General features: G+C 51.0%; 26 protein-coding genes. 6 read left to right on the forward strand and 20 right to left on the reverse strand.

Going from position 1 to position 21,892, the window contains the following annotated elements; all coding sequences use genetic code 11:
- Positions 1–327: 327 nt before the first annotated feature.
- The 4 genes from H6F67_RS08960 to H6F67_RS08970 all read right to left on the reverse strand — a co-directional run bounded on the left by H6F67_RS08960 (position 328) and on the right by H6F67_RS08970 (position 3,571).
- On the reverse strand, positions 328–783 hold the full coding sequence (locus H6F67_RS08960) for a DUF3531 family protein (protein ID WP_190765475.1): 456 nt from the start codon (positions 781–783) through the stop codon (positions 328–330).
- 122 nt (positions 784–905) lie between these two features.
- Complete coding sequence (locus H6F67_RS28090) at positions 906–1,037, reverse strand: hypothetical protein (RefSeq protein WP_277874572.1); 132 nt, start codon at positions 1,035–1,037, stop codon at positions 906–908.
- Positions 1,018–2,439 (reverse strand): bifunctional orotidine-5'-phosphate decarboxylase/orotate phosphoribosyltransferase, encoded by a 1,422-nt coding sequence (locus H6F67_RS08965; RefSeq protein WP_190765477.1) that lies wholly within the window; start codon positions 2,437–2,439, stop codon positions 1,018–1,020. Before H6F67_RS08965 ends, H6F67_RS28090 begins: the two co-directional genes overlap by 20 nt.
- A gap of 10 nt (positions 2,440–2,449) precedes the next feature.
- Positions 2,450–3,571, reverse strand: a complete 1,122-nt coding sequence (locus tag H6F67_RS08970) for a glycosyltransferase (RefSeq protein ID WP_190765479.1) — start codon at positions 3,569–3,571, stop codon at positions 2,450–2,452.
- 325 nt (positions 3,572–3,896) lie between these two features.
- Here H6F67_RS08970 and H6F67_RS08975 point away from each other — a divergent pair, with 325 nt between their 5' ends.
- From H6F67_RS08975 to H6F67_RS08985, 3 genes are all read left to right on the forward strand, one after another.
- On the forward strand, positions 3,897–4,307 hold the full coding sequence (locus H6F67_RS08975) for a DUF2294 domain-containing protein (protein ID WP_190765481.1): 411 nt from the start codon (positions 3,897–3,899) through the stop codon (positions 4,305–4,307).
- A gap of 250 nt (positions 4,308–4,557) precedes the next feature.
- Positions 4,558–5,055 (forward strand): orange carotenoid protein N-terminal domain-containing protein, encoded by a 498-nt coding sequence (locus H6F67_RS08980; protein ID WP_190765482.1) that lies wholly within the window; start codon positions 4,558–4,560, stop codon positions 5,053–5,055.
- 178 nt (positions 5,056–5,233) lie between these two features.
- Complete coding sequence (locus H6F67_RS08985) at positions 5,234–5,785, forward strand: late competence development ComFB family protein (protein WP_190765484.1); 552 nt, start codon at positions 5,234–5,236, stop codon at positions 5,783–5,785.
- Positions 5,786–5,876: 91 nt separating this feature from the next.
- Here H6F67_RS08985 and H6F67_RS08990 read toward each other — a convergent pair whose 3' ends face one another.
- The 9 genes from H6F67_RS08990 to H6F67_RS09030 form a co-directional block, all read right to left on the reverse strand.
- Positions 5,877–6,656, reverse strand: a complete 780-nt coding sequence (locus tag H6F67_RS08990; RefSeq protein WP_277874573.1) for an amino acid ABC transporter ATP-binding protein — start codon at positions 6,654–6,656, stop codon at positions 5,877–5,879.
- 191 nt (positions 6,657–6,847) lie between these two features.
- A complete protein-coding gene (locus H6F67_RS08995) occupies positions 6,848–8,065 on the reverse strand; it encodes an amino acid ABC transporter permease (RefSeq protein WP_190765486.1) in 1,218 nt (405 codons plus the stop codon).
- A 6-nt stretch (positions 8,066–8,071) separates the two neighbouring features.
- Positions 8,072–9,232 (reverse strand): amino acid ABC transporter permease, encoded by a 1,161-nt coding sequence (locus tag H6F67_RS09000; RefSeq protein ID WP_190765488.1) that lies wholly within the window; start codon positions 9,230–9,232, stop codon positions 8,072–8,074.
- A gap of 102 nt (positions 9,233–9,334) precedes the next feature.
- Positions 9,335–10,423 carry an amino acid ABC transporter substrate-binding protein gene (locus tag H6F67_RS09005; protein WP_190765490.1) on the reverse strand — a complete coding sequence of 363 codons (1,089 nt, stop codon included), beginning with the start codon at positions 10,421–10,423 and terminating at the stop codon, positions 9,335–9,337.
- 401 nt (positions 10,424–10,824) lie between these two features.
- Entirely contained in the window at positions 10,825–10,998 is a 174-nt protein-coding gene (locus H6F67_RS09010) for a hypothetical protein (RefSeq protein WP_190765492.1), read from the reverse strand.
- 32 nt (positions 10,999–11,030) lie between these two features.
- Entirely contained in the window at positions 11,031–11,819 is a 789-nt protein-coding gene (locus H6F67_RS09015) for a PmeII family type II restriction endonuclease (RefSeq protein WP_190765494.1), read from the reverse strand.
- On the reverse strand, positions 11,816–12,706 hold the full coding sequence (locus tag H6F67_RS09020; protein ID WP_190765496.1) for a site-specific DNA-methyltransferase: 891 nt from the start codon (positions 12,704–12,706) through the stop codon (positions 11,816–11,818). The genes H6F67_RS09015 and H6F67_RS09020 overlap by 4 nt, the downstream gene beginning before the upstream one ends.
- A gap of 149 nt (positions 12,707–12,855) precedes the next feature.
- Positions 12,856–13,929 carry a DHHA1 domain-containing protein gene (locus tag H6F67_RS09025; RefSeq protein WP_190765498.1) on the reverse strand — a complete coding sequence of 358 codons (1,074 nt, stop codon included), beginning with the start codon at positions 13,927–13,929 and terminating at the stop codon, positions 12,856–12,858.
- Positions 13,930–13,994: 65 nt separating this feature from the next.
- Positions 13,995–14,699, reverse strand: a complete 705-nt coding sequence (locus H6F67_RS09030; RefSeq protein ID WP_190765500.1) for a Crp/Fnr family transcriptional regulator — start codon at positions 14,697–14,699, stop codon at positions 13,995–13,997.
- Between the two features lie 151 nt (positions 14,700–14,850).
- On the opposite strand from H6F67_RS09030, the gene H6F67_RS09035 reads away from it, so the two are divergent.
- On the forward strand, positions 14,851–15,240 hold the full coding sequence (locus H6F67_RS09035; RefSeq protein WP_190765501.1) for a response regulator: 390 nt from the start codon (positions 14,851–14,853) through the stop codon (positions 15,238–15,240).
- A 9-nt stretch (positions 15,241–15,249) separates the two neighbouring features.
- Here the strand turns inward: H6F67_RS09035 and H6F67_RS09040 are convergent, their stop codons facing one another.
- From H6F67_RS09040 to H6F67_RS09065, 6 genes are read right to left on the reverse strand one after another with little or no spacing between them, the layout of a single operon-like run.
- Positions 15,250–16,983, reverse strand: a complete 1,734-nt coding sequence (locus H6F67_RS09040) for an ATP-dependent DNA ligase (RefSeq protein WP_190765503.1) — start codon at positions 16,981–16,983, stop codon at positions 15,250–15,252.
- Positions 16,984–16,993: 10 nt separating this feature from the next.
- Positions 16,994–17,917 (reverse strand): Fpg/Nei family DNA glycosylase, encoded by a 924-nt coding sequence (locus H6F67_RS09045; RefSeq protein ID WP_190765505.1) that lies wholly within the window; start codon positions 17,915–17,917, stop codon positions 16,994–16,996.
- Complete coding sequence (gene uvsE / locus H6F67_RS09050; protein WP_190765507.1) at positions 17,917–18,876, reverse strand: UV DNA damage repair endonuclease UvsE; 960 nt, start codon at positions 18,874–18,876, stop codon at positions 17,917–17,919. The genes H6F67_RS09045 and uvsE overlap by 1 nt, the downstream gene beginning before the upstream one ends.
- Entirely contained in the window at positions 18,873–19,235 is a 363-nt protein-coding gene (locus H6F67_RS09055) for a nuclear transport factor 2 family protein (protein WP_206753902.1), read from the reverse strand. Before H6F67_RS09055 ends, uvsE begins: the two co-directional genes overlap by 4 nt.
- Before the next feature lie 29 nt (positions 19,236–19,264).
- Positions 19,265–19,591, reverse strand: a complete 327-nt coding sequence (locus H6F67_RS09060; protein ID WP_190765511.1) for a DUF3140 domain-containing protein — start codon at positions 19,589–19,591, stop codon at positions 19,265–19,267.
- A gap of 32 nt (positions 19,592–19,623) precedes the next feature.
- On the reverse strand, positions 19,624–19,836 hold the full coding sequence (locus tag H6F67_RS09065) for a DUF2945 domain-containing protein (protein ID WP_190765513.1): 213 nt from the start codon (positions 19,834–19,836) through the stop codon (positions 19,624–19,626).
- A gap of 579 nt (positions 19,837–20,415) precedes the next feature.
- Between H6F67_RS09065 and H6F67_RS09070 the strand changes: the two genes are divergently transcribed.
- Together H6F67_RS09070 and H6F67_RS09075 are read left to right on the forward strand one after the other, a co-directional pair.
- Positions 20,416–20,676, forward strand: coding sequence for an Asr1405/Asl0597 family protein (locus H6F67_RS09070; protein ID WP_190765515.1), 261 nt, complete (start codon positions 20,416–20,418; stop codon positions 20,674–20,676).
- 43 nt (positions 20,677–20,719) lie between these two features.
- Positions 20,720–21,343 (forward strand): ferredoxin, encoded by a 624-nt coding sequence (locus tag H6F67_RS09075; protein WP_190765517.1) that lies wholly within the window; start codon positions 20,720–20,722, stop codon positions 21,341–21,343.
- A gap of 76 nt (positions 21,344–21,419) precedes the next feature.
- On the opposite strand, the gene H6F67_RS09080 is transcribed toward H6F67_RS09075, so the two are convergent.
- The gene (locus H6F67_RS09080; protein WP_190765519.1) at positions 21,420–21,866 is read right to left on the reverse strand and encodes a CAAD domain-containing protein; all 447 of its coding nucleotides are present in this window, start codon (positions 21,864–21,866) and stop codon (positions 21,420–21,422) included.
- Positions 21,867–21,892: the final 26 nt, after the last annotated feature.

The following is a 21,892-nucleotide window of genomic DNA, read 5'->3' on the forward strand; positions in this document are numbered from 1 at the left end:
AAGATTTGGGTCGGTCAAGTTTCTGTTTCAATTAGTCACACATTGTCAAACCTTTGCTTTTGCCAAAGCATTTATGTACGGCTACTGTTCATCTCCTATTTAGGATTGCTGTATCCCGATTATTAAGCAAAAATTAACGAATACATCGATCGAAACCGAGTGCTTGATAAATTAGTTCATCCATCAGTGAGGATAGTTTTAGGTACGTCGTGACAATTACTGTGCATCTGATTCGTGATTCAATTGGTACGGCAAGGCGCGATCGATTCACTCAGTTTTGATTGCGCCCTGCATGAATTAGGCCATTTATTTGGGTGGACTTGTGGCCTAATTGTTCTCTGGGTCGGCAAAAGAGGGACGTTTGCGCGTGGGAATTTTCCAGTTTTCGTTTTCGCCGCCGATGATCAGGCGATCGATTTCGACAAATTCTTTGCTAAACTGCCGCAGCGCGTTGATCAGCACGTCGAGCGCAAGTGCATCGCTGGTTCCCAAATCAAACCAGCAGCGTCCCCAGTTGCCTTCATATTCAAACTCGCCCATGTTGTGCATCAGCGACATCAAGCTTTCGTCCGCCTGGTCATCGTCGTAGGGCAAATAGCTAATGTCCAATCCGGTATCTTGCACCTGAAGATTTTCGGCATTAAATCCGCCCAGCTTGCCCAAGAAAAACCACGAGTTAAACACTTCCTCGACGTACTGCCGCTCCATTGCCGAAGGAACCGTGCTGAATTCCAGCCAGATCCACAAATCAAAAAAATCGCACTCGCGAAATTGAATTTGCATCAGTTCATAAAAAGAAAGGGTTGATCTCCAGGCTAGCAGCGATCGCCTCAAGATTGATGAATTTCTGTCGAGGGTAGAAGCAACTTGGCTACAACAAAAGAAGCGTTTGATTTCTACAGATTTTACAAATGTTCGATCGCGACCCAGTAATGTTCACGCTTGCGCTGATTGTGTCGATCGTTGCGACCGTTTTGGGCGTGAGCAATTTGATTTGGTTTATCGACTCGATCGACGCTAGTGATTCGACTGAGCAATCGATCGATACTGCTCCTCGCTAATTCGTCCGACCCGATGCAGCGTAGTGCTAATTTCTGACAGCGTTAAAACTGAATGCGCTCGATAGCCGCTGGCTTTGAGTCGGTCTTTCACGCCTTGTTCATGGTCAAGAAACACAACAATATCTTCTACGTTTAAGCCAACCGATTCAATTTTTCCAGCCCCTTCGATCGCACTCTTGCCGCTAATCAAAATATCATCCACGACTACGACAGTTTCACCGGGCACAAAGTTTCCTTCAATCACGCGGCGAGTTCCATGTGCTTTGACTTCTTTGCGCGGAAAAATCATCGGACGATTCAATCGCAGCGCGAGTCCGGTTGCGGTTGGCAGTGAGCCATAGGGAATTCCGGCAATGCGATCGAACTGCAAATTCTGCAAAATATCCGCATAAGCATTGAGAATCTGATGAAAAATTTGCGGATTGGAAATAATCTTTCGCAAATCAATGTAGTAAGGAAAAACTGCGCCGGATGCCTGCACAAATTCGCCAAACAAAATGCAGCCAATATCAAATAGCTGCACGATCAAATCTTGCTGCGGATGACTATCAGAATTTGGCAGATTCGACAGCCATAGATCGCAGCTTGAGCCGCTTTGTCGGACGCTTTCACGCACAAAATTAATCGTTTGATTGAGCGATCGCACCTGCTCATTTAATTGCTTGCTTGCCAGCCAATCTTGCGGTATAGGAATCAACAGCCCTTCAGCATTGTTATTCAGTCCAGCCGCTAAAATGTCATTCAAACTATCGGGATTTGCCCAAATGCTGCGAGCCAGAATTAAACGTTCTGGCGCGATCGATCGCACCTTTGCCATTACTTCGGGCGCAGTCGTTCCCACTTCCAGGCCGACCTGTTCAGGCGTTCCCCAATTGCGAGCTTCTTTGATAATTTGCAGGTAGAGATTCGAGTCTTGCTGGATGGCGATCGCGGACATATTTGAGGTTTTGCAGGTCACAAAAACCGCTTTGCCAGCATATAGCAGAAACGGCGCGGCTAAATCCTGTCCGGCATAAGCGCTAATCGTAATTGCATCAATCTTCCACTTTCCAAATATTGTTCGCGCTAGCAATGTGCTGGTATTGAGATCATTATGTTTTGCGTCCAAAATAACTGGGATTTCTGGCGGAATCAGGCTCAACGTTTGCTCCAGCAGTTCCAATCCGCCCGCTCCGATCGCTTCATAAAACCCGATCGTCGGCTTGTAAGCACAAACCGATTCAATCGTCGCCGCAATCACATCTTGCATCCAGTTTCGTAGCCCGTCCAAACTGTTCGCATATCGATCGGGCATCAGTTCAGGATTCGGATCAAGACTGACAAACAAAAGGCTGTTGTGCAGGGCGATCGATCGGCTGAGCTTGTCGGAGAAGTTCATTGGCTGTCGGCTAGTGTCTACTTTTTACTTCTAGCAGGAGATGGGCGATTTGCTGTTGAAATGATGGGAAGCCGAAGCGATCGATCGCCGCCTGCCTCAGCAATTCCGGCTGATACAAAAGCGGATGAACAAAAGTGCGCTGCAAAATTTGAATAATCGTCTGGGCGATCGTCTCAATGTCAGTCGGATTCACCAAAACGCCGAGTTCACCGCTGCACAGCGCATCGACTGCGCCGTCACGATCGCCGCCCAGTGTGGGTTTGCCAGAGGCAATCGCTTCGAGATAAACAATTCCGAAGCCTTCTTGCTGACTGGGCATCGCGAACAAATCGCACAAATTGTAGTGGGCTGGCAGTTCCGCATCGGGCACAAATCCCGCCAGCGTCACACTCGATCGCACCTGCAATCGATCGATCAGTTGCTCAATGCGGAATCGATCGCCACCTGTGCCCACCAGCAGATAGTGGACGTTCGGAATGGCGCAGCGAATTTGCGGCAGGGCGTGCAAAATCTGGTCGTAGCCTTTGGCACGATCGATCGACTCCAAACGAGCCACCGTCAGGATCACGGGCTGATCCGCTGTCAGGCCGTATCGCCGCAGCAGATCGTCGGGCTTGGAAGCGATCGAGAAGCGATCCGGCGCGAACGTGCAGGGCAGGACAATGACACGATTGGAATCAAGCGCTTGGGACAGCAGGCGATCGCGAGTGGTGCGGCTGACAGCAAGGATGCGATCGGCACGTTGCAGTGCGGCTTGCTTGAGCGGGTGACGCAAATTCCACACGTCGATTCCGTGCGCCGCCACCCAGTAGGGAACGTTGCGAAGCTGATGGGCAACCAGCGCGATCGGTGCAAAGTTGACATGCGTGCTGATAATCAGATCGGGCGGATCAAGCAGGCTCGATCGCAATAGTTGCAGTGCAAACGCCGCTGTTCGCACTCGTGGCGGATAGTGTCCAAAGCAGAGCGGCTCTGAGGTAGGCAAATCATGCTTAATAAACACTTGAATTTGGCTGGTTGGCGCGATCGATCGAATTGCTTCGAGCAGACTAGTCGAATACATCTGGATGCCGCCTTTTGAAGCAGACAAAGCTGGAATCCAAAGGTGAAGATGCAGCGGTTTCAGCGGCATAGCGATCGATTCAAATCAGCAATAAATTTCAAGAAAATTTGACAAAGTTCATCTGTGAAAACTCTAAAAACCCCATGACAAAAGATAGATCTTTGCAGTTTAGCTTGGAAGTTCTGTCGAAAGACAGAGCAGAAGTATATCAATTAAAAAACGACAAAACTCCTGGATTAGCAGAGGTTTTGACGATCGATTGCTTGGCTAGTCCTTCTGAGTGAATCCCGCAAAATCAAAGGCTGTACTGTAGGATAAAGGCATTTGTTGGAAGATCCTTGGTTTCCAATAGAAAATTCTCTAAATTTGGTGTTTCTATTATTGAATTCTGATTATGGATCAGTCCTCGAACTTTACTCGTGGGCAACTAGAGCGCACCTTGTCCCAGCGCATTGAAGCGCTCTATCGCAACCAGCTTGGTCATCGCCCAACGAAAGTTACTTGTCACTTATTTGACGAAAAAATTGCGATCGTGATGGAAGATGCCGTGACGCCGCCAGAGCAGCTTCTCGCCAGAAATGGACAGGAAGAACTGGCTGAGCAGGTACGCGACGACCTCGATCGCGTGTTGCAGCCGCAGCTTTGCGATTTGATTGGCGAAGTGTTGGGCGTAACCGTAAAAGAAATTCTCAGCGATGCCAAGCTCGACACTGGACGCACAGGGATGATTGCGATTCTTGAATCTCCGCCCTTGATGCGCGAAGCGAACTCAAAAGCGCCTCCGCGTAAAGTCGATCCGGCGTGAGTTGATGGGATTTTTCCACACCTACGAATTTGGTCAAGGAAGACTGAGGAAAGGGACACTCTTCCAGCCCTCAGTTTGCAATGCTTTTTACGCGCTGCTCTAGGCATCTCTCTCGATCGAAAGATGAAGCGTCTGTCTGTGTGCAGGCGATCGGGCAGTTTCAGCAGCGCTAGCATTTTGTCAAAATCAGCTAACAAATCTGCCAATTGGTTTTTAGCAGCACAGTTTTTTGAGAAATTAGGAAATTCTTATGGCAACCACCAACACTGAATTGAAACAAAAGGTTCAAGCATTTCAGCGCTTGAGCGTGAACGATCGCATTGCCGCTTTGGGTGCACTTTATTCCCAAGCTTCAAGTTCGCTGTCATCAAGCAGCGTTTCTGCTTCGGATTCTGAGAATGTGCAAATGCTGCTTGATGCGCTGGGCGATGCCTATTCTGACGATCCGGCTTTGTTCCTGCACGATGTGCTGATGGAAAAGCAAGATGGCGTGGCAGAAGTTGCGCTTGATCCACATCCAAGCAAGGCAATGGTTGAACTGCTTCCCGGCAGCAGCAAGCCGCCTCTGAAGCGCTATAACGACCTCAGCGCCCACGATCGCATGGCGTTCTGGTATCTGTTCGCACAGCGATTTGGCGATCGGATTCCGTCGTCCTACCAGCCTTCGGAAGAAGCGCAACAGTTCATTCAGTCGCTCGGCGGACTGGACATGCAGCAGCAAACCGAATTTTTGAGCGAAATTCTCTAATTCGTCGGCTTGATTGAGTTGAGGCAGTCCGATCGAGGCGGTCGGACTGCTTGCTGCATGGGACTTCACAGAATTCTCACATCGATCGCGATCTTCGTTCGGTCAATTTAGGGCACACTAGAGCAGGGCATCTGGCAAGACCTATTCATTTTGCTCTCGCGGAGCGACACTTTCAGCCATGAGTATCGAGAAAATCGTTGAACAGGCGCTACAAGACGGATATTTAACGCCCTCAATGGAGTCAGAAGTTGGGCGCATTTGCGACACTGCTGCTGAACTGTCGATCGAAGAATATATGGCACTCGATCGACTCATGGGCGCACTGCTGACGGGCGAAGTGGTGGCCGTGCCGCGCAAGCAGTTCATCAACGTGATGGAAGAACTCGTTTTGACCGAGGCGATCGCCCGCGTTGCCGAAATTGAAGCCACCAGCGACTTCACGCTGGATTTGGGCGACATCGCCGCCTACGCGCTCAACCGCCTGCCGCCGCTCTATGCCACCACTGAAGAAGGCGCAGAATATCAGCGCAGTCGCGCCAAAGATGAACTGCAAGCGTTGATTGCCCAGCAGGTCAGCGAAGGCATTGCTCGCAGTCTCGATCGCCCCTCGTTCTTCCCCGAACGGCAAGTCTTGGGCAAAAATTCTGGCGATGAAGTGCTCAGTCAGGTCAGCGCTTTGCTGCAAGCCTACGCGCCAAAATACGAAGCTGATCCGGCTTCACCGCGCTAGCGGGCGCTCGCCCGGAAGTTAGGAATGCAAAAATCGGTAGAAGATTTACGGATCTTCTACCGATTTTGTCAAGCTAAACAACGCGCTGAGCTTAAAGAATCTGGGAGAGGAACTGCTTGGTGCGATCGTGCGTAGGATTGTTGAAAAACTCTTGCGGTGTCGCTTCTTCAACGAGTAAACCATCGGCCATCAGGACGACGCGATCGGCCACTTCCCTGGCAAATCCAACTTCGTGCGTAACGCAAACCATTGTGATCCCGGTGCGGGCAAGGTCGCGCATTACGTCAAGCACTTCGCGCACCATTTCCGGGTCAAGCGCAGAAGTGGGTTCGTCAAACAGCAGAATTTTCGGCTGCATGGCAAGGGCACGCGCGATCGCGACGCGCTGCTGCTGGCCACCCGATAGCTGTCCGGGAAATTTTTGCGCCTGATTGAGAATGCCGACCCGCTCAAGGTGCTTCATCGCGACTTCTTCGGCTTTGGCTTTCGGCCAGCGGCGCACCCACTTGGGAGCGAGCGTCACGTTGTCCAACACGCTCAAGTGCGGAAACAAATTGAACTGCTGAAACACCATGCCGACTTCGCGGCGAATCGCTTCGACGTTCTTCACATCGTGCGAAAGCTTGATGCCGTCGATCGTAATGTTGCCTTTTTGATACGGCTCCAGCGCGTTGAAGGTGCGGATAAACGTGGATTTGCCGGAACCGGATGGCCCCATGACGACGACCACTTCGCCTTTGTTGACCGTCAGGCTCACGCCCTTCAAAACGTGGAAATTATTGTCGTACCATTTTTCAACGTTTTCAGCGATGATCATCGGCTCTGGACGCGACTGATCGATCGATTCGGCCTCAGTTTGATATTGAGTCATTGCTTGCGTTTTCTCCCGCTTGGATAAGAATTGAGCGTCACCAAGTTGATTGAGTCTGGAGGGGTAGCTTGGCGATGAGAAAACCTGCTCCACAGCGACTCCAGATGCTTACGGCTGCTGATAAAGCGATCGCGCTTCATGTCAACCAATATACACTCCCCCTTTAGGAAGAGACTGTTAAACCGTACACGCTAGCGCTGCCCCTGGTTCAAGGCATACTCAAGGCGGCGACTGCCCCACGACATCGAATAGCACAGCACCCAGTACAGCACTCCGATGAAGAGATACACTTCGGCATAGCGTCCAATAAACGCAGGGTTGGAGAGAATCGATCGACTGATCCCCAACAGATCGAACAAACCAACGATCGACACCAGCGTTGTGTCTTGCAAAATCGAGATGAACAAGCCGACGATCGCTGGAATCGAAATCTTCAGTGCTTGCGGCAGCACGACCAAAGCCAGCGTCAAAGGTGCATTCAGGCCGAGCGCGTTTGCCGCTTCGGTTTGACCTCTGGGAATTGACTGCAAGCCGCCGCGCACCGTTTCGGCAAGGTAAGCAGCGGTGAAGAGAGTTAAGCCGACGATCGCTCGCAGGACAAGATCCGGTCGGGCATTGCCTGGCAGAAACAGCGGAAACAGATACGCACCGATGAACAGCAGCGAAATCAAGGGAACGCCACGAATCACCTCGATAAAGAACGTCGAAAGCCAGCGAATCCCAGGCAGACTGCTTTGCCGACCCAAGGCAAGCAGCACGCCAAACGGAAACGACAGCACAATGCTGACCACTGACAAAAAGATCGTCAGCATCAAGCCACCCCACAAATTTGTCTGGACGCGCCGCAGTCCCAAGCCGCCCAGCATCAGCCACAGCGAAATGAAGAACAGCACAATCCACACCAACGGTAGCCAGCCCGCCAATTTTGGCTTAGCGCGACCGATGCCGCGACCGAGCCACGCGCCTGCGAAGACCAAGGCTTCCGCCCCAATGATCAAGATTTTGTAGAAGACGGGGGCAGGCTCGATCACGGCAAGGACGGCGATCGCTGCTGCGCCGATCAGCACCGGACGATTAAACAGCTTTGAGGAGTTTCGCGCAATCATTCCCCAAGTCAGGCCGAACAGAAGCGAAACCAAAGCCACGATCAGCCACAGTCGCCAGCGCTGATTGACGGGATAGCGTCCTGCAAAGAACAGTGGCAAGTTGACGGGAATCACCTGCCACTGGGCACCATTGAATGCCCAGGTGACAAAACCGATCGCCGTCCGCAGCAGGATAAATCCGACGATCAGCGTCAGCAGCGTGTTGAACCAGCCGCCGAAAAAGTTTTTGCGTACCCAGGCGATCGCTCCGACTTGGGCAGCGGGCGGCGGCGAAGAAGAAGCAGGCGGAAAAGTTGTGGTCATCGCAATTTACCGTTCCTTCAGTTGCACAGCGCGATTAAGCTGGTTCATCACGATCGAAATGATCAAATTCACCACCAAATAGGTACTCATGACGAGCAAAATCACCTCAACCGCTCGTCCGGTTTGGTTGAGCGTGGTTTGGGCAGTGGAAAAGATGTCGGGATAGCCGATCGCCAAGGCCAAACTAGAGTTTTTCGCCAGGTTCATGTACTGACTGTTGAGCGAAGGAATGATGACGCGCAGCGCTTGCGGAAACACAACCAGCCGCATTGCCAGACCGTTGTGCAAACCGAGCGCTTTCGCCGCTTCCCATTGACCTTTGGAAACCGATTGAATTCCCGCTCGGACAATTTCCGCGATGAATGCACCCGTGTAGAACGCTAAGCCAAACAGCATCGCGCCGTATTCGAGCGACATCCGCAATCCACCGGAAATCGTGTCGGGCGGAGCAGTCAGGCGGGGAAAGTTCCAGCCCAAGCCGAACAGGAAGACCAAGAGACTGACCAGACCGATCGCACTCAAAATCATCAGTTCGCGTTTGCCGTCCGAGCCTTCTTCGGACATAACTTTGGTGCGTCGCTGCCAAACGAGATAGGCCACGACTCCCCCTGCGACCAGGACGGCAGCAGAGAGCCACGCCGCCAGCGTATTGCCCGGAAACGGAATGTAGATGCCTTTTTTACTAATAAAAATCGAGCCGGGAAGCCGAGCTAAGCCTGCACTGCCCGCCAGTCCAAAGAAAACGGCGAAATACCAAAAGAACAGTTGCAGCAGCAGCGGCGTGTTGCGAATAATTTCGACATAGACACGGCTGATGTTGCGGACGAGCCAGTTATCGGAGAAGCTGGCGATGCCTGCAATCAAGCCCACAACAGTCGCGACAACAAAGCCAACCAAGACCAAGCGCAGCGTGTTGAAGAAGCCAACCGTCAGCGCCCAAGCATAGCGATCGTTCGTGGTGTAGGGCACGATCGTTTCCCCGATGTTGAACCCTGCCGACTGGCGCAAGAAATTAAAGTTGAGTCCGCGCCCCATGTTGCGGTTCATGTTGCCATACGCAATCAAGGCAATGATCACCACAACGGCAATCACAATGACTTGAATGGCGATGCGCCAAAATCGATCGTCTCGCCAAAAAGGAATTTTTTCTTCGCTAGATACAGTCATAGCTCGATACAGCCATAAATTTCGCGGTTGTGGAGTCACAAAATGCGAGTAAAGACCTTCCCAGGCCGGGAAAGTCTTTACTCACTCAGAATCGATCGACCCTTAGCGGAACGGCGGCGAATACATCAGCCCACCATTTGTCCACAGATTGTTCAGACCGCGATCGATGTTCAGCGGCGAACCTGAACCCACGTTGCGCTCGTAGATTTCGCCATAGTTGCCCACCGTCGTAATCACTTTCTGCATGAAGTCGTTGGCGACGCCTAGCTGCGAACCCAATTCGCCCGTTGTGCCCAGGAAGTTCTGAATATCCGGGTTAGGGTCTTGAGTTCTTTGTGCGACATTGCCCTGGGTAATGCCGAATTCTTCAGCCTGGATTAAGCCGAAGACCGTCCACTTCACGATGTCATACAGACGCGGATCGTTGTTGTTGACAACCGGAGCCAAGGGTTCCTTCGACAGCACATCTTCGAGCAACACGAAGTTGTCGGGATTTTGCAGACCTGTTTTCTTAGCGGCCAACTGCGATCGATCGGAGGTGATCACTTCGCAGCGACCTTCACCAAACGCCGCAAATCCGGCGTTCGAGTCTTGGAATTTGACTTCGTTCACCGTAATGCCTGCTTCCTTGGTGCGGCTCGCCAAGTTTAGCTCGGTCGTGGTTCCGGTTTCCACGCAAACCGACTTGCCATTCATGCCTTCCAGGTTTTGGACACCGCTGGCTCTAGAAGCGAGCAGACCTTGACCGTCGTAAAACGTGACGGGTGCAAAGTTGAAGGCGTTGCCGCCCGGAGAATCGCGGCTAATTGTCCAAGTGGTGTTGCGCGAGAGCATATCGACTTCGCCGTTTTGCAAGGCAGGAAAGCGAGCAGAAGAATCGAGGTTGCGATATTCAATCTTGCTGTCGATGTCTTCGGAGGTGTCAAAAATGGCTGATGCCACTGCTCGGCAAACGTCCACATCCAGACCGGAATAGTTGCCGCTCGGATCGACAAAGCTGAAGCCGGGAATGGTTCCCTCCACGCCGCAAATCAAATTGCCGCGACTCTTGATCGTATCGACTCGGCTTTCGGCTTGAGCCGTTTGCTCACCGCCGCCGCCAGTCGCGCCTGTGTCGGAACCGCTACAGGCTGTGACCGTCCCCAAGGCGATCGACACTGCCAGCAGCAGATAAAGAAATTTACGTAACATGCTTGCACTCACTCCGCTCAAGAAAAGAGGTTCTAAAGTGTGACTTGTTGACCGGAGTTTGAATGACTCCAGCAGTTCAGAAAGCAGAATAATCTGAATCTGATGCAGTTGAGGCTGAGCTTTAACCAGATGTAAAACTTGTCCTGCAAAGCTGAACAATCAGCCTCCAGATATATGCCTCAGTTTTCTACATTAGACTTTTTTAACAGTCCAATGGTTTGTGTTTTCTTTTTGTCACACAAAGCACAGTTCGTTGTCTGCGGCGATAGGTCTTTTTACTTAGCAAGTGCATTCGGCAGCGCGATCGAGCGCTTCATGCTCTGCCAGATATCACAAGCGCGTTCAGTTCGATCGCATTGCAGTAGGTGTGAAAGATGCAGTTCAGAAAGATCAAGCATCCTTCAACGAGCAAACACTTCCTCCAAAAACCCAAGTTTTGCCAGCAGTTCATTCCACCGCTCAACGGGTAAACTGCCAACAGATGCCTGATCGTGTCCATGTCCAAAATTGCCTTCGCCTTCCGAAATATTTTGAGCGCGGAGAGGTTCGAGGACGTTGGCACTGTTCGATCGCAAAAAGCTCTGATTTGCTCAGTCGTAGCTATAGGCTAGATTTCATCCCGTTTAGAAACATAATCAATCAGTCGAATCCAATCAATTTGATTGTTTATCATGAAGTGGTGCATAAAATCTTGAGTCATCTCATTCACCTTAGCCGCGTAGATCGCCTTAAAAGCTTCGTTTCTCTCCCTAGCTTTTTGATCGATCAGCACTATTATTTCTTGGTAAAAATTGTCATCTTCAGAGATGAAATACCAAAAATCTTGACCAGCATACTTGTAGTAAACTTTATCAGGCTCCTCGTCTACAATCTGCTTATTTCCAACCTTCGTTTTGTCTTTCAATGGATTACGATCTTTGCCATACATACACCCATTGACAGCAGTAATTTGGCTTGAAATCCCTTGCCTTCGCAAAGCTTGTTTTGCGAGCTTGAAGTTTTCTTTCATCTGGTTAATCTGGTCAGCGTTTCCCCAGTTTGTACCAGATTTGATGCCTACGATATAGTAGATACCATTTCTTTGAAACTCTAAATCCACGCTCTTAAATTTAGACTTAAATCCACCATATCTTGTTTCAGATACGAATATTGCAAATTCTTCTAGTAGATTGCCGAACATTGTTTCTTCCTGTGAAGAAAGAAACGCATCAACGATCGTTCTCACCAAATCTCCAGCAAGCTCGATATTCTTAGCCTTAAATAGGTACGGATTTTTACGCTTAAGAATATCAGCCAGTTTAAGGCTTCTTAGTCCTTCTAGTCGCTTGTTGTAGAAGAGAGTAATAACATTTTCGGCGAGATAGTCGTAGTAGTTTTGGTAGGGCGAATCGATCATAGCAAATCTAGCTGGATTGCATCGGATGCCAGCAGTTGTTTTTGTTTTGATTCAGTGATGTCCAACTTAATGTTTGAGGCAGCTAGATTGTAATACTCCTCTTTAATTTCAATGCCAATGTAGTTTCTGCCTAGCTCCTTGGCGGCGATCGCTGTTGTACCCGATCCCAAGAAGGGATCAAGCACTAGGTCGCCTTCTTGCGTGAAGAGTCGGATAAACCAAGACGGTAACTCTTTCGGAAAGACTGCACTATGCTGCCGATTGGAACACTCGGTCGCAAAGTGAAGAACGTTCGTTGGATAAGCCATTTCCCTGCCAATCCAATTTGATATTTTCTTGCCAAATCCACTTTCTACTTTTGAATCATCTCGCCTTTTGTCTGTTTCGCTCAACTTTTTCAAGCGCGACTTAGCCCAATCACCCATTGGAACCATGACGCTCTCCTGATACATATTGAATTTTTTTTGCTTGTTAAACTGCAAGCACCGCTCCCAAGCATCCCGAAATCGAGTTGACCATTTACCGGGATAGCAGTTTTTTTTGTGCCAGATAAATTCTTCCGTCCAAAGCCATCCTTGTTTACGCAGTTCAATAATCAGTTCCATAACATAAGTGTGGCGTTCACCCTCAACAACCTTTTCTTTAATATTTAAGATGAATGTTCCCTCATCTTTAAGAACTCGCTTCAATTCTTGAGACAAGGGTAAAAACCACTCAACGTAATGATCGGGATGAACGCCGCCATATGTGTTCTTTCTGCTATCGGCATAGGGGGGTGATGTCACAATCAGGTCGATCGAATTAGAAGGCATTTGCTGCAAAACTTCTTGGCAATCACCTAAGACAATCTGATTTTGCCAATCGCTACTTGTTCCTGTTTGATCCATTTCAACCCAAAAAATTCCTAAGAACGGAAGACGAATGCACTAGAAGCTAGGTTATATCACAGATTGAGTAAGCCTATCTACTGAAGAACTACGCTCAGCTTATCGTTTTTTACAAGCAGTCAGTTCAGCCTACTTTGGCACTTGCCTACTCACTTCGCAAACACGTCTTCGGAAAAACCGAGTTTTGCTAATAGTTCATTCCATCGATCGATGGGCAAACTGCCGCCAGAAGCCTGATCATGTCCATGCCCAAAATTGCCTTCGCCTTCCGAGATTTCTTGAGCGCGGAGAAATTCGAGGACGTTTGCACTGTTCGATCGCGCCGAAAAATTCACCCGATTCGGTAAATATCCCGTATTCGCCGCAATCACAATATATTTCGGTAAACGAGTGCGCCAGCTTTGCGCGATCAGCGGGTGAATTTGGCAGGGTGAATGCATCCGCACGAGGGCGACCTGACCGGAAAATACGGGGGCGGCTTTGCGGGCTTCTTCAAGTTCGCGTTTGACTTCGAGGCGGGACGATCGCAACTGCTCCACAGCGGACGCGGTCGAGTTCACCAGTGATTTTGCGTCCGTATGATTGAGGAGAGCTTGGGCGGCGGCTTCCGGGTCGTAGTGCGAGGCACGACGAACGGCGTTAATCATCGCGGTCGCTTCTTTGAGATACTTGGCCGTGTATTTGCGCTTGGCCGTTGTCAGCAGATCGAAGGGGGCGCGATCGCCCAAATCGCTGACCGTACCGATCGCCGCAATCCAATCGAGATCCGAGATGTCGACTAAGGGTGAACACAGTTCCCAGATGATCAGCGAGGTATTCGGAATCGGTTCCCACGAGTACGCGCTGATCAAGGTGTCGCCCGTCGGGACGCCTTCCGGGTGGTGGTGGTCGATGAAGCAGGTCGGAACGCCGGAAATTACCGATTCGGACTGACTGCCCAAGTCCATGACGAAGAGAAATTCGGGATTTGCGGCTTCGAGGCGGGCGCGATTTCCTGCCGTCCAAGCGTTGCGTTCGCGATCGGGTGCAAGTCGCAAAATGTTGGTAAAGCCCATCCGCTCAAAGGCTCTTTGCCACAGAACGCCGGATGTGACGCCATCCGCATCCGAGTCGTGAAGGGCAACGATGCGGGCAGTTTTGGGGATGCGGTTGACAAATTCTTGAAACGCTTTCCGGGCAATTTCGAGGGTGGGTGTGGGATTTACGGTATCAAGCGTCTGCATCGGGTTCTTATGAAAACATCTCTAACAGTAGAGATTAGCGTTTGGAAAAGATTCGATCGCCCCCGCTAGGGTTGAATTTGCTTTGCTAAATATCGATCGAATGCTGTTTTTGCAATTCGATAGCATTCACACGCCGCTTCTTCCATTTCTTCACGATTTAAGATGGTGATTTTGCCTCGATCGGACTGAATCAGTCCAGCGGTTTGTAGGGTTCCGCTGACGATGCTGACGCTGGGTCGTCCTGCCCCAATCATCTCGGCTAAAATCTCTCGCGTGAGCGAGAATTCCGAAGTTTCAGCGCGATCTTGGGCGGCCAACAACCAGCGACAAAGCCTTTCTTCGACCGTATGAAAGCGATTGCACAAGGCAGATTGAGCAAGCTGCACGATTCTCAGATGCGTGAAATTTGCGATTCGCTGCCGCAGCGTGGACGATCGATCGATCGCCGCCAAGAAATCTTTAGATGAAAGCTTCAATGCTTTGCCGCTCAACTGCACTTCAACTCGCAAGGGGGAACGGTCTTCGCCTTGCGATAGCGGTAAGCCAACCATTCCTTCATAACTTGTCACGCCGACTTCCACCCGATCGCCTTGTGCGGTCAAAGTGATTAAAGAGAATAAGCAGGTCGTTGGAAAATAGACGGCAGTAATTTGTTCGTCGAACTCATAAATAACCTCGCTTTGTTGAAGCTGAACTTCTGTGAGCAGGGGGCGAAGCCATTCATAATCTGCTGGCGATAGTGCGTCGAGAATAAAGTTTTGCGAGGGCATTTTATCTAATTAGAAATAAAGCTTTCTAGAGCCGCATGATTCCATTTTTGGAATTTCTTAAGATGCGTCAGTTCGCCATCGAACAGACGATCGCTGCTCGATTTTATTAAGCTGATTTTATTCGTGAAGCAGAATTGACATCAAAAGTGCGATGCCTACACCCTCTAATAAGAAAATCTTATGCGTAGACGATTCAGGGGACGATTGTGAGTTGTACCGCTTCATCTTGAGTGAGGCAGGCTATGAAATCGAAATCGCGCAGTCAGTCTCCAGCGCTCTAGTGTTCCTAGAAAACAGCATATTTAACCTCTGTCTGTCTGACCTCTCGCTACCGGACGGGACAGGGTTTGAATTATTGAATACAATTCGAGCCGTTGATGCGTCTTTGCTGTTTATTGTTTTGTCGGCTGATGCGCGGCTTTCTACGCAAGAACGAGCAATCCAAGCAGGAGCGCAAGCTTTTTTTCCAAAACCGATCGATTACGATTTGCTCGTTGCTTCGATCGATCAACTGCTGTCGATCGAAGCAGCGGTTTATTAACTCGACGCTTTATTCACTTTCGGGTTCTCCCACTGCAAGCTGGCGGACAGTTTCGATCGTGTCAATTTCTTCAACGGGTTTGTCGGTGCGAATGCGGAGAATGCGCGGGAAACGCAGCGCATAGCCGCCTTTGTGTCGCTTCGAGGCTTGGACGCGATCGAACGTCACTTCCAGCACGATTTTTGGCTCGACCGTCCGCACTTTCCCGTGCGCGAATTCCTGCAAAGTGTGAGCGCGACACCAATCGGAAAGTTCTTGAATTTCGGCATCCGTCAGGCCGGAGTAGGCTTTGCCGACGTTGAGTAAAGTCGGGTCGGTTTCACTGGTGCGGACGGCAAACGTGTAGTCGGAGAGGAATTTGCTGCGTCTGCCGCTGCCGACTTCTGCCGCTGTAATCACGACATCCAGAGTCGCGAGGGCGCGTTTGACTTTGAGCCAGTCGCGTCCGCGTCGTCCGGGCTTGTAGGTGGAATCGAGGTTTTTCACCATCAAGCCTTCATTGCCGCGATCGCGGGCAGCGGTAAATTCCGCATCCAAAGCTGCCGTATCGGTGAAAACTTGGGAAACGGCGCGGCGAATAAAAGTCGTATCAAGCGGCAATTGTGCGAGTTTTGCCTGACGGACACGATACGGAAGCTCGATCAGCACTTCGCCATTTGCATACAAAATGTCATAGGCGATGAAGCCGATCGGCACGGCGGCCAGCAGTTCGGGCGGCAGCGTTTTTCGACCCAATCGCTTTTGCAGTTCTTGAAACGGCAAAATTTTTCCGTCCTGCATCGGCACAATTTCGCCGTCAAGAATGAATTCGCCAGAATTACCGAAGACGTTTGCCAAAGGTTCAACCAAATCGGGAAAGCTGCCCGTGATTTCATCGAGTGTGCGGGAGAAGAGAGCGACGCGAGTGTGGTGGACGATCGCCCCGTGCATTTTCCCCTCGCCCTCAACAGCCGGAGCAACGTGAACCTGAGCGCGAATTCCATCAAATTTGTCTTCAACGGCAAACTCGTTCGGCATCTGTTTCGCGATCGCCTCCAAATCTTCTGCCGGACTCGCCAGCATAAAGCGAATCGGGTGAAACAAGCGCATTTTTGCCTGATCAAGCTGCTGATGGCGGGCAAGCAGAGCCGTTTCGCCGATGTCGCCCGTCAGCATATTCACCCACTGGATTCGACCAACGGTTTCCCCTGCGAGGCGGGCGATCGCATCTTCCACTGCACCTTCCTTCAGCCCAATCCGTAAATCTCCAGACAGCAATTTGATGATGTATTTCGATTCGAGGCGCGTCGCTTTTTTGAGCAGGGTAATCACCCATTCGACTTTACGCTTGGAGCCTTTTGTATTGGCAAGCTGTTCGAGCGCGATCGCCACATCGCTCAGGGTAAGCGGCGGTTGGGGGGTGCGATCGGGAAACACCTGTGCCGACACATCGCCCAAATCACCGAGTTTGACAAGCTGAACTTTCAGATCGTTCGGCTCAATTTGGGTAATTACCGCAAGCGCGGCCAGTAGTCCTGCTCCCCCAACGTTTGTCGTTCGCTGATCGCGCAAGGGAAAAGCATATCCGGCAAAATACCGAGCGGCGTACAGCAAATCGTCGTCGCTCAAGGATGTGAAGTAATCTCCGAGAATGGCGGCTTTTTCGAGGCGTTTGGTGGTTGCGCCGACTTGTTCTGCAACATGGGCGAACTGCTGAAAGGCTCCGGGAATCGTGGCGATCGAAGTAGCTGCTGCGTGAGTCATGAGCGATTTTTCAGGAAGGAACAGTTTGCCTAGCGATTGACTTCTTGCGGGCAGGCTTAAGATCGATCGCCACCTGCTGACAGACCGGACAGAAATAGATAATTCGCGTCTTCTCCTCGTCCTCAAGCTGGCGCGTCACCTGGCGCTTTTGGCGAATCGGCGTGGCGCAAATCAAGCAGGGAAGATTGGTGCGGCGAAAGACGTAGTGGCGATCGCCCCACTCACTGCCTGCACGATAAACTAAGTCCGGGTCTTCGCGCATCCGGGCACGATCGACCTCAGTTACCGTCACGCCACCTGTTGCGTAAGCCCGCTGCGAGATTGATGAAATCTTGTCAGACAGATCCGTAAGTTCCGCTTCCGTCAATTCGCTGACGAGTTTCCAGGGATCAAGTTTGCAAAGAAATAGAATTTCCGCTCGTAAATAGTTTCCGATTCCAGCCGCGATCGACTGCTCCAGCAAAGCCGCCCCAATTTCGCGAGTCGGATGCAGCAGCAAGCGGCGTTGAAATTCGATCGCATCAAACGGCACCGCCAAAACATCTGCCCCCAGCAAACTGAGTTGCGGATGCTGCATTGGGTCGCCCGTGCCGATTTCAAACACAGGTGCGGAATGCAAAATCGCCGCGCCTTTTGCCGTGACGATGCGGGCGCGTTCGCGGCGATCGACTTCATCGGGCGAAACCTCATGCACAAACCAGCGACCCCACATCATCAGATGCGAATAGAAATAGTAGCCGCCTTCGATCGGGATGAACAGATGCTTACCGATCGTTTTCACCGATTCGATTCGCCGTCCAATCAGCGCGCCAGGATTTGCTTGCAGCCAAGCTTTCGCCTGTTTGGTGCGGGCGGTGATCGAGTCGATCGCTTCACCTTCTAGGACGGTGGCGATCGAATCGGCATAGCGGCGAACTTCGGGACCTTCGGGCATTATGCCTGCTCCACCAGTTGCACAACGGCAGGCTGATCCGCAGGCTCAACTAAAGTCGGAATCCATTCTTGCTGAAGGCGGGCGATCGCTTCTTCTTTCAATTTCGCTTCAATCTCAATCCAGGGTGCATGACGATAAGAAGCAGGCATGTCGTAGATGAAATCGCTGTGCTTCGGGTCTTTGAACGCCATTTGACCGTTCGAGATGTGGACAAGCTGCCATTCGGGATGCGGCCAGGTCGATCGCGCCGCCTCAAACATTGCGGTCACGCTCGGATCGTCGTAGCTGTCTAGCTGCTCATGGACGATGTGGTGATGCGCGTCAAACACAAACGGTACTTCTGCGGCTCGACAAACTTCCAGGATTTCCGCTGAACTGTAGGCGTGTTCGTCGTTCTCCAACGTCAGGCGCGATCGCACATTAAACGGCAGCGATCGAATCGTTTCGATTAGCTTTTGGGGTCGATCGCCCTTCCCGCCGTGAATGTTCATCACCGTCCAGGATGACTGCGGCAGACCGATCAGATCGAGAATCCACGCATGAGTTTGTAAAATCTTGATGCTGTTTTGAATGACATCCGGGCGATCGCTGCTCAAAACCACGAACTGATCTGGGTGAATCACCAGACGAATTCCTAAAGCAGTGGCGCGATCGCCAATCAGCTTCAGTTCACTGGCAAATTCTGGCAGAATCGCCGCGCCTAACGTGTCGTCCGCAAACGGAAACAAATTGGAACTGAGGCGATAGAGGCGAATATTTTGTTCGTGGCAAAAGTCGATCGCCAGTGCCAACCGTCGCGTATTTTCGGCGTAGAGCGTCCGCAGCGTTTCAGCCTGTTTTTCTGGCTCAAATGAGAGAAGTCGCTTGCGGGTGAGTGCTTTAAAGCGGACTCGATCGGTCGAGGAAATACAGACGAGTCCCAGGATAGGTAAGGGTTTAGCGATCGCAGTAGTGGTCATGAGTGTTTCGATCCTTCAGGCAAAAAGGCGGCTGAGTCGTAATAGGTGCGGAAGCGCTGAACTTGTCCCAAGTGGCGTTCGATCAGGCTGACGCCGCGATATTTGATCGGTTCGCCGGATGTGAGCGTTCCGGTTGAAGTCCATTCGAGGGCGATCGAGTGCCCCCCTTCGGCAACATGGGTAAACTCCGAGTGAATTTGGTCGAATACCGAGAGATACTTTTGCCAGAATTGCCTTGCGCCTTCGTGACCGGTCAGCGGCTCAGCCATGATCAAATTGCTGACTTCCGCATCCGGGGCAAATAGGGCAACTAGCGGCTCGACCTCTTTGGAAGACTCGATCGCCTGCAAGGTAGACATGAATTTCTCTGCAAGTTCACTCGCCATGCTTAATCTTTGAGCGGGTCGTGACCCCAGTTTTTCAACGAATATCGCCAGCGGGTATGCTCAATATCGCCATCGGGTCGCTGGGCAGAATGGCGATGAATGTAGCTAATCACGCGCTTCATTTCGTGGATGTCGTCTTCGCTGTAGTCTTTTTTATCGAGCAGTTCGACAATGTGCCGACCGGACTGATGCCCGATCGCTTCATCTCCGTCTTTCTTCTGCCCGACCGACTGTGATTCTTCAGTTTTCAGCCAGTCTTCGAGCTGCTTGCGGCTCATGTTCACCGCCCGCTTGAATTCCTTAACGGTGTCGTCTTTCACTTCAGCCATTGTCTGAGTCCTCGTCTTAGTCCTCCGATGTCCTAGTCCTCAATTTTCTCTAGCGAGTCAGGCTTATGTGCGGCTTCCTTTCCGGTTTTGCTGCTTTCAACGAGATATTCTGGGTTTTCCTTGGAGGCAGCAACGTGGTGGCCGTTGATCTCAGTTGGCTCCGTCAGTTTCTTTTTGATCACGCCTTCTACCTTGTTGCCGGAATAGTTCCAGCGGACGCGATCGCCTTTCTTAAATTCGCTCATAGTTCAACTTTTGTTAAATGACGTGTTTCCAAATTAAAAATTTCTGTAACAAATAGCCTCTATCTTCTGGCTTGCTGAAAGCGGCTTATAGGGCTGATTTTTCTGAAGTAAGAATGCTTCTCTAATTGGGATTGCTGCTGGTCTCCGAATCAGTGGAGGCTAGGGTGTGTTTTCAAACCTCCTGGTGATTGGATTTTTCTACTGAGATCCCCCTGTTCCCTTAGAAAGGAAGACTTTGAGGAGTGGTTCGGCTCCCTCCTTGCCAAGGAGGGTTGGGGAGGATCATGTGGTTTTAGAGCACGGCCTAGGGCGTGAGCAGCGACAGTTGAATGGACAGGCTCAAGCAACTGACAGATTGTCGCACGGCCACTGGAAAGCGCGATCGGTGGTCGATCGTGCTGCACAACTGAGCGAAAATCGATTCGCATGAATTCCTGCTTACTGAAAATGATTTGCAAATATTCATTTTTTCGCTTACGCTATAAACACTGTTGCATATGATTCTCAATAGCTGGTGTTGTTGAGTCAACTGCTTTGCAGCATGGCAACGGCTAACCCTTCTGTTCGCAAAATCTCTAAATGGACGCGCAGTTTAATTCTTCGGATACTGATTCGCCCGCTTCTCAACTGATCGCCGTGCCGCGCTGCGATCGCTGGCAAATTTTCCACCGCCTAAAAGAGCTTGAAATTTCCTGTCGCTGCCTTGCCGATGGCCGTCTAGAAATTGCCACTCACAGCTTTACTGATCAACTGCAAGTTTGGAGCGTGCTGCATCAACTGAGTGCAACGCGATCGCAGCTTGTGCGCCTGTTGGAGCGATCGTGGTCAGCCTCCGCCTAAATTAAACCGCCAACCTTTACGTCACATCTAGGAGAAATTGTCAATGTATCAGCACGATGAGCGATCGCCGTTTGCCTTTGAAGGTCGGTTTCTTGGCTTTGCTGCCGATGGCGCGAAGCTGAAGTACGTGCGCGTTGAGACGCCGATCGGAGCGCATTTGATCAAAATGCCGAAAGACCAGCGGCAATCGCTTTATCGACAGTTGATTCCGGGTGACTGGCTGCAAGTGAGCGGCTATCAGAAGCGATCGGGCAGCAAGACCAAGTGGAAAGCCGAGGTCATCTATCGCACGGCCAGCAGCACGGCGACGCTGCCGACTTCTGCCGATTTGCCTGTGCCTGAGAAACCTGCTGACAGCGGCAAGCCAGCGTGCATTTTGTTTTGCCAAAAGTCTGACTGCTGCAAGAAGGGCGCGAAACAAGTTGCCAGCGCGATCGAAGCGGAAATTCGCGATCGCGGCTTGAACGCAACGGTGAAGGGAACGGGCTGCATGAAGCGCTGCAAAGCTGGCCCCAACCTTGTCATGCCGGACAAAACGCGCTACACGCAAATTCGATCGCAAGAGGTGGCCGCCATCATGGATAAGCATTTTCCGGAGTCGATCGAGTCGATCGAGCCGAAGGCTGAAAAACGAGTGGTCGATGAGCGGGTGGCGGTGGGCGTTTAGCGATCGAGTTGCAGTGGATGTTTCAATGCAAAAAGCCGGAGGCGTTGGCTTCCGGCTTTTGTGTTGCAGATTGGATTTAGAGATCGACGCCTGTGCTGCCTAGGACGCGATTTTTAAAGGTGTTGAAGCTGTCGGCGAGTTCTTTGCGGTTGGAGGCTTGCCACAAATAGCGGTAGACAAACCAGGCCGAGTAGCCAATGCCGATCAGTTCAAAGGTGGGAGCCAGTAGGGGGATGTCGTTGATGGAGTCGAGGATTGCCAGCAGCAATTTCACGGAGATGACTGCACCGAAGAACAACCCGATCACGGTCAGCGGGCGCTTGTATTGGCTAAAGAATGCGCCAATGTAGTCGGGCAGGTCAGACAGAAAGGCGGAGACGCGCTCGCCAATCTGTCGCCATTGCTCGTTTGTCTCAGCATCTGTTGAGAACGAGGCGATCGTGTCGTTGTTGACTTGAACTTTGACTTCTTCCACAGGGGATGCGTCGTTGATGCTTTCAGCGGGTTTTACTTCAGGATTCATAAATCTTCCTTAATGCGACAACCTGA

This window comes from Microcoleus sp. FACHB-1515, from assembly GCF_014696105.1.
GTDB lineage: Bacteria > Cyanobacteriota > Cyanobacteriia > Elainellales > Elainellaceae > JAAUTJ01.

Bases quoted from the DNA above. Each gene is read 5' to 3' on its own strand.
- H6F67_RS08960 (WP_190765475.1), bottom strand. From the start codon at position 783: ATGCAAATTCAATTTCGCGAGTGCGATTTTTTTGATTTGTGGATCTGG.
- H6F67_RS08965 (WP_190765477.1), bottom strand. From the start codon at position 2,439: ATGAACTTCTCCGACAAGCTCAGCCGATCGATCGCCCTGCACAACAGC.
- H6F67_RS08970 (WP_190765479.1), bottom strand. From the start codon at position 3,571: ATGCCGCTGAAACCGCTGCATCTTCACCTTTGGATTCCAGCTTTGTCT.
- H6F67_RS08975 (WP_190765481.1), top strand. From the start codon at position 3,897: ATGGATCAGTCCTCGAACTTTACTCGTGGGCAACTAGAGCGCACCTTG.
- H6F67_RS08980 (WP_190765482.1), top strand. From the start codon at position 4,558: ATGGCAACCACCAACACTGAATTGAAACAAAAGGTTCAAGCATTTCAG.
- H6F67_RS08985 (WP_190765484.1), top strand. From the start codon at position 5,234: ATGAGTATCGAGAAAATCGTTGAACAGGCGCTACAAGACGGATATTTA.
- H6F67_RS08990 (WP_277874573.1), bottom strand. From the start codon at position 6,656: ATGACTCAATATCAAACTGAGGCCGAATCGATCGATCAGTCGCGTCCA.
- H6F67_RS08995 (WP_190765486.1), bottom strand. From the start codon at position 8,065: ATGACCACAACTTTTCCGCCTGCTTCTTCTTCGCCGCCGCCCGCTGCC.
- H6F67_RS09000 (WP_190765488.1), bottom strand. From the start codon at position 9,232: ATGACTGTATCTAGCGAAGAAAAAATTCCTTTTTGGCGAGACGATCGA.
- H6F67_RS09005 (WP_190765490.1), bottom strand. From the start codon at position 10,423: ATGTTACGTAAATTTCTTTATCTGCTGCTGGCAGTGTCGATCGCCTTG.
- H6F67_RS09015 (WP_190765494.1), bottom strand. From the start codon at position 11,819: ATGATCGATTCGCCCTACCAAAACTACTACGACTATCTCGCCGAAAAT.
- H6F67_RS09020 (WP_190765496.1), bottom strand. From the start codon at position 12,706: ATGGATCAAACAGGAACAAGTAGCGATTGGCAAAATCAGATTGTCTTA.
- H6F67_RS09025 (WP_190765498.1), bottom strand. From the start codon at position 13,929: ATGCAGACGCTTGATACCGTAAATCCCACACCCACCCTCGAAATTGCC.
- H6F67_RS09030 (WP_190765500.1), bottom strand. From the start codon at position 14,699: ATGCCCTCGCAAAACTTTATTCTCGACGCACTATCGCCAGCAGATTAT.
- H6F67_RS09035 (WP_190765501.1), top strand. From the start codon at position 14,851: ATGCCTACACCCTCTAATAAGAAAATCTTATGCGTAGACGATTCAGGG.
- H6F67_RS09040 (WP_190765503.1), bottom strand. From the start codon at position 16,983: ATGACTCACGCAGCAGCTACTTCGATCGCCACGATTCCCGGAGCCTTT.
- H6F67_RS09045 (WP_190765505.1), bottom strand. From the start codon at position 17,917: ATGCCCGAAGGTCCCGAAGTTCGCCGCTATGCCGATTCGATCGCCACC.
- uvsE (WP_190765507.1), bottom strand. From the start codon at position 18,876: ATGACCACTACTGCGATCGCTAAACCCTTACCTATCCTGGGACTCGTC.
- H6F67_RS09055 (WP_206753902.1), bottom strand. From the start codon at position 19,235: ATGTCTACCTTGCAGGCGATCGAGTCTTCCAAAGAGGTCGAGCCGCTA.
- H6F67_RS09060 (WP_190765511.1), bottom strand. From the start codon at position 19,591: ATGGCTGAAGTGAAAGACGACACCGTTAAGGAATTCAAGCGGGCGGTG.
- H6F67_RS09065 (WP_190765513.1), bottom strand. From the start codon at position 19,836: ATGAGCGAATTTAAGAAAGGCGATCGCGTCCGCTGGAACTATTCCGGC.
- H6F67_RS09070 (WP_190765515.1), top strand. From the start codon at position 20,416: ATGGACGCGCAGTTTAATTCTTCGGATACTGATTCGCCCGCTTCTCAA.
- H6F67_RS09075 (WP_190765517.1), top strand. From the start codon at position 20,720: ATGTATCAGCACGATGAGCGATCGCCGTTTGCCTTTGAAGGTCGGTTT.
- H6F67_RS09080 (WP_190765519.1), bottom strand. From the start codon at position 21,866: ATGAATCCTGAAGTAAAACCCGCTGAAAGCATCAACGACGCATCCCCT.